The following is a 6,031-nucleotide window of genomic DNA, read 5'->3' on the forward strand; positions in this document are numbered from 1 at the left end:
GCAAGTACCGCTCCGAGCTCGAGCTTTCCCAGGCCACGCTTGACCGCATGTCCGAAGCGGTGGCGGTCTTCGACGCCTCCGGCATGCTCGTCTTCGTGAACTCCGCCTTCGAGACCCTCTGGGGCCTCGACCCGATGGAGGGGCTGAACGGCCCCGGCGTCGCCGAGATGTGCGCGCTCTGGACCGAGCGCTGCGCCCCCTCCCCGGTCTGGGCGCGGCTCGCCGAATTCGCCACCGCCGGCGCCGAGGCCCGCACCAGCTGGACCGCCCCCGTCGAGACCCGGGACGGGATCCGCCTCGACGTGCTGGTCGCGCCGCTTCCCGACACCTCCGCCCTCGTCGTCTTCCGCACGCCCGCCCCCGAGGCGCAGGCGGACGGCACCCTCTCGGCCCTCGCCCTCGAGCAGCTCCGCCTGCCGGCCGAGGCCGCCGTCGAGAAGCTCGCCGCCGCCATCCCGACCGCCCGCTCGACCGCCGCCTTCCAGGCCCTCTCCGGCGCCGCCCAGGGACTGCGCGACGGCCTCGACCGCGCCCGCGAGCTGGAAGCCGCCGGCACCGGGCCGGACGCGGCGCCGCTCGCCGGAGCCGCCGCCGCCCTCGCCCGCCGCGGCCTCCGCCTCGACCTCCCCGACGCCGCCCGCGCCTGGACGGCGCCCGAACGCCGCCTCGCCCTTGCGCTCGCCTTCGCCGCCGCCGACGCCGCCGCCCCCGGCGCCGCCATCGCCATCGCCGGCGACGCCGCCGCCCTGACCGCCACCGTCGAGGCCGCCGCGACGCCCGCGCGCGGCGAGAGCCTCGGCCTCGCCCTCGCCCGCCGGCTCGCCGAGGCGTCCGGCGGCTCCCTCGCCGCCGCCACCGACGCCGGCACGGCGACCTTCACCGCCACGCTCCCGACGGCCGCCCGCACCCTGCGCTCGGCCTGACGCAGTCGCCGGGCGCTCCAAGAAGGCCCGTTAACCACCATGAAGGTCGAGTTAAGGCCGGCGTTGGCATTCAGCGATTTCAATGGCTTGAGTGGAGTCGCACGCGTGCGACTCCGTGCGGGTGGCGGCCGCGTTCGGCGAGGCGATCCGACGGTTTCCGCGTGATAGCTCCCGCCCGCGTCACGCCCGCAGCTCCTCGAACCAGCCGAGCCGCCGCATGGCGAGCTTCTCCACCTCGAGCAGCAGCATCAGCCCCACCCCGATCGCGATCACCATCGCGCCGTCGGCGAGGCGGACCGGCCGGCTGTCGAAGATCGCCTGCATGACGGGCGCATAGGTGAAGGCGAGCTGCCCCGCCACCACCGCGGCGATCGCCGCCAGCACCGCCGGCGTGCCGAGCGCGCCGCGCCAGGTCAGCGAGCGCATGTGCAGGTAGCGCACGTTGAAGAGATAGAAGATCTCCGCCACCACGATCATGCAGACGACCAGCGTCCGCGCATAGGCGAGATCGTCCCCCCGCCCGAGCGAGAAGAAGAAGACGAAGAGCGCCGCTGCCGCCATCAGCAGCGAGACCACCACCACCCGCCAGACCAGGAAGGGCGAGAGCAGCGGCGCCCGCGCGTCGCGCGGCGGGCGCTCCATCACCCCCGGCTCCGGCGGCTCGAAGGCGAGAACGAGCCCGAGGGTCACGGTCAGGATCAGGTTCACCCACAGGATCTGCGTCGCGCTCATCGGCAGGGCGAAGCCGGCGAGGATCGCCACGATCACCGCGAAGGCCTCGCCGCCGTTGGTCGGCAGCGTCCAGGCGATCACCTTGCGGATGTTGTCGTAGACCGTCCGCCCCTCGCTGACCGCCGCCACGATCGAGGCGAAGTTGTCGTCGAGCAGCACCATCTCCGACGCCTCCCGCGCCGCCGCCGTGCCCTTCTGCCCCATGGCGGTGCCGACGTCCGCCTGCTTCAGCGCCGGCGCGTCGTTCACCCCGTCGCCGGTCATCGCGACGATCGCCCCGTCCGCCTGCAGCGCCCGCACGATGCGCAGCTTGTGCTCGGGGCTGGTGCGGGCGAAGACCGACACCCGCTCCACCGCGCCGGCGAGATCGGCATCCGACATGGCGTCGACCTCGGCGCCGGTCATCGCCTCCAGCCGCCCGTCCCCCGCGGCGGCGAGCCCGAGCTGCCGCCCGATGGCGACCGCCGTGTCCACATGGTCGCCGGTGATCATCTTGACCGCGATCCCCGCCGAGCGGCACTCGGCGATCGCCGCCACCGCCTCGCGCCGCGGCGGATCGAGGAAGCCCATGATCCCGAGGAACTCCAGCCCCTCCTCGAGGTCGGCCGGGGCGAGCCGGTCCGGCGGCGCCGGCAGCCGCCGCGCGGCGAAGCCGAGCACCCGCTCGCCCTCGGCGCCGAGCCGCGCGATCCGCGCCTCCCACGGCCCGCCCGATGCCCGCGCCAGCTCCAGCACCACCTCCGGCGCGCCCTTGACGAGGATCAGCCCCTCGCCCGCCGGCCCCTCGTGCAGCGTGGCCATGTAGCGGTGCGCCGCATCGAACGGGATCTCGTCCCGCCGCGGCCACTCGCCGCGGGCATGCGCCGGATCGAGCCCCGCCTTCATGGCGAGCGCCACCAGCGCCCCCTCCATCGGGTCGCCGGTCACGCCCCAGACGCCATCCTCCTCCCGCAGGAGAGCGTCGTTGCACATGAGCCCGCAGGTCAGGATCGGCGCCAGCGCGGCGATCGCCGCGGCATCATCGTCGTGGTTCTCGGCCGTCAGGCCGCCCTCGGGCGCGTAGCCCGACCCCTCCACCGCCAGCCGGTGGCCCTCGACCATGACGTGGCGCACCATCATCTCGTTGCGGGTCAGCGTCCCGGTCTTGTCGGTGCAGATGACCGACACCGCGCCGAGCGTCTCCACCGCCGGCAGCTTGCGCACCACCGCGCGGCGGGCGGCCATGCGCCGCACGCCGATCGCCATGGTGATGGTCAGCACCGCCGGCAGCCCCTCGGGCACCACGCCCACGGTCAGCGCCACCACCGAGATCAGCGCGTCCGGCCAGTCGAAGCCGCGCACCTGGGTCGCGAAGAGGAAGAGCAGGGCCGCGCCGCCGAGGATCACCCAGGTGAAGCCGCGGGCGAAACGGTCGATCTGCCGCAGGAGCGGCGTCACCATCGGCTCCACGTCGGAGATCATCTTGCTGATGCGGCCGATCTCGGTGCGCGGTCCCGTCGCCACCACCACGCCCGTCCCCTGACCGGTGGCGACCAGGGTGCCGGAGTAGGCCATGCCCTCGCGGTCGCCGAGCGGGGCGCCGGAGGCGACCGGCGCCTCGCGCTTGGCCGCCGTCACCGACTCGCCGGTCAGCGGCGCCTCGTCGATCGAGAGCCCGCGCGCCCGGAGGAGCCGCAGGTCGGCCGGCACCCGCTCGCCCGCCTCGATCAGCACCACGTCGCCCGGCACCAGCGCCTCGACGGCCACCTTCTCGCGCGTGCCGCCGCGCAGCACGCTCGCATGCGGGGCGATGAGGTCGCGGATGGCGCGCAGCGCCTGCTCGGCCTTGCCCTCCTGGATGAAGCCGACGATGGCATTGACCACCACCACGACCAGGATCACCGCCGCGTCGATGACATGGCCCAGCACCATCGCCGCCACGGCGCCGCCCAGCATCACGAAGATCAGCGTGTTGTTGAACTGCGCGAGGAAGCGCCACAGCGGATGCGCCGGCGGCGGCGCCGGCAGCGCGTTCGGGCCGTGCCGCGCCAGCCGCGCCGCCGCCTCGCCGCCGTCGAGCCCGTCCGGACGGCTCGCCAGCCGGTCGAGCGCCGCCTCCGCGGTCAGCGCGTGCCAGTCGGTCGCCTCGTCCTGCGCCATGCCGTCCGTCCCCCTGTCGCCGTGCCTCCCACATGGCGCGGCGGCGGAGGCCATGCAACCCATGCGCGCGGCCATGCGCGCGGCCCATGCGCGCGGCCCTTGCACCCGCCGGCGGGCCGGGTAGAACGACCGCCAGCAACGCGCGGCAGAACGGACACGAATTGGATTCAACCCTGACGCTCGGCTCGCCCGCCGCCACCGAGGCCCTCGCCCGCGCCATCGCGCCGCACCTCGGCCCGGGCGACATGGTCGGCCTCTCCGGCGGCCTCGGCGCGGGCAAGAGCACCTTCGCGCGGGCGCTCGTCGCCGCGCGCCTCGCCGCCCTCGGCCGCGCCGAGGACATCCCCTCGCCGAGCTACACCCTGGTGCAGACCTACGAGCTCGACGGGGTCGAGCTCTGGCACGCCGACCTCTACCGCCTCGCCTCGCCGGCCGAGGCCGGCGAGCTCGGCCTCGAGGACGCCTTCGCCACCGCGATCACCGTCGTCGAATGGGCCGAGCGCCTCGGCGCCGCGCTCCCCGCCCGGCGCCTCATGCTCTCGCTCGAGCTCGTCCCCGGCGCCGACGACGCCCGCCGCGCCCGCCTCTCGGCCGAAGGCCCGGGCTGGGACTGGCTCCCCGCCGTGCTGGCCGAGGCGGCATGACCCGCGCCGAGGAGATCAGCGACTTCCTCGCCCGCGAGGGCTGGGGCTGGGCCGAGCGCACGCCCTTGGCCGGCGACGCCTCCGCCCGCCGCTACGAGCGGCTGAAGCGCGGCTTCCAGCGCGCCATCCTCATGGACATGCCCCCCGCGAGCGGCCTCGACATCCGCCCCTTCCTCGCCGTCACCGCCTGGCTGCGCGCCGGCCGCTTCAGCGCCCCCGAAGTGCTCGGCGCCGACCGCGCCCGCGGTCTCGCCCTCCTCGAGGACCTCGGCGACGACCTCTTCGCCACCCTCTGCGCCGCGCAGCCTTCCCGCGAGCCCGCCCTCTACCGCGCCGCCGTCGAGGTCCTGGCCCAGATCCAGCGCCGCCCCCTGCCCGGCGAGGACGTCGGCTGGAGCCCGCCGCCCTACGACCTGGCCTTCCTGATGCGCGAGGTCCGCCTGGTGCCGGAATGGTACCTCCCCGCCGTCACCGGCACCCCCGTCTCCGCCGACCTCGCCGCCGAGTACGACGCCCTCCTCGAGCCGCGGCTCACCGCCGTCGCCGCGCCGCAGGTCCCGGTCCTGCGCGACTACCACGCCGAGAACCTGCTCTGGCTCCCCGGCCGCCGCAACCACGCCCGCGTCGGCCTGCTCGACTACCAGGACATGCTGCACGGCCACCCGGCCTACGACCTCATGTCGCTCACCGACGACGCCCGCCGCGACGTCTCCCCGGCGCTGCGCACCGCCCTCCTCGACCGCTACCTCGAGCTCACCCGGGCCGATCCCGAGCCCTTCCGCGCCGAGGCCGCCCTCCTCGCCGCCCAGCGCAACCTCAAGATCCTCGGCCTCTTCACCCGCCTCTGCCGCCGCGACGGCAAGCCGCGCTACCTCGCCTACCTCCCCCGGGTCTGGACCAACCTCACCGCCGAGCTCGCCCACCCCTCCCTCGCCCCCCTCGCCGCCTTCGTCGCCGCCCACGTCCCCGCCCCGACCCCGGACGTCCTCGCCCGGATCGAGGCCGCATGACCCCGCAGGCCGTGATGATCTTCGCCGCCGGCCTCGGCACCCGCATGGGCGCGCTGACCCGCACCCGCCCGAAGGCCCTCATCGAGGTCGCCGGCCGCCCCCTCATCGACCACGCCCTCGCGCTGGTCCGCGAGGCGCGCATCCCCCGCGTCGTCGTCAACACCCACGCCCACGCCGACCAGCTCGCCGCCCACCTCGCCCTGACCGCCCCCGACGTCCTCCTCTCCCACGAGCCCGTCCTCCTCGAGACCGGCGGCGGCCTCCGCCATGCCCTCCCCCTCCTCGGCCCCGGCCCGGTCTTCACCCTCAACGCCGACATGGTCTGGACCGGCCCCAACCCCCTCACCGCCCTCGCCGAGGCCTGGCGAGGCCCCGAAGCGAACGGCGGCGCCCTCCTCTCCCTCGTCCCCCGCGAGGCCGCTACGGGCCACGCCGGCCCCGGCGACTTCTTCCTCCCCCTCCGCCGCCGCGGCGACGCCTCGACCGCGCCTTACGTCTACGCCGGCGCCCAGATCATCGACCCCGCCGCCCTCGCCGGCTTCCCGGCCGAGGCCTTCTCCATGAACCCAGTCTGGGACGCCCT

Annotated in this window: 5 protein-coding genes; 4 read left to right on the plus strand and 1 reads right to left on the minus strand. The window is 75.3% G+C overall.

Translation table 11 applies throughout. The annotated features are described in order from the left end of the window. On the plus strand, positions 1-923 hold a 923-nt coding region (locus Q0112_RS15570), incomplete at its 5' end, for a PAS-domain containing protein (protein ID WP_324564585.1). A 180-nt stretch (positions 924-1,103) separates the two neighbouring features. Here the strand turns inward: Q0112_RS15570 and Q0112_RS15575 are convergent. After that, a complete protein-coding gene (locus tag Q0112_RS15575; RefSeq protein ID WP_297976875.1) occupies positions 1,104-3,794 on the minus strand; it encodes an HAD-IC family P-type ATPase in 2,691 nt (896 codons plus the stop codon). Positions 3,795-3,955: 161 nt separating this feature from the next. On the opposite strand from Q0112_RS15575, the gene tsaE reads away from it, so the two are divergent. The 3 genes from tsaE to Q0112_RS15590 form a co-directional block, all read left to right on the plus strand. After that, positions 3,956-4,438, plus strand: a complete 483-nt coding sequence (gene tsaE / locus Q0112_RS15580) for a tRNA (adenosine(37)-N6)-threonylcarbamoyltransferase complex ATPase subunit type 1 TsaE (RefSeq protein WP_297976877.1) — start codon at positions 3,956-3,958, stop codon at positions 4,436-4,438. Then, entirely contained in the window at positions 4,435-5,448 is a 1,014-nt protein-coding gene (locus Q0112_RS15585; protein WP_297976880.1) for a phosphotransferase, read from the plus strand. The genes tsaE and Q0112_RS15585 overlap by 4 nt, the downstream gene beginning before the upstream one ends. Beyond that, positions 5,445-6,031 (plus strand): nucleotidyltransferase family protein (locus Q0112_RS15590; protein WP_297976882.1); only part of this gene is annotated, 587 nt, incomplete at its 3' end. The genes Q0112_RS15585 and Q0112_RS15590, both read left to right, overlap by 4 nt.

It is taken from the genome of uncultured Amaricoccus sp., assembly GCF_937858865.1.
Classification (GTDB): domain Bacteria; phylum Pseudomonadota; class Alphaproteobacteria; order Rhodobacterales; family Rhodobacteraceae; genus Amaricoccus.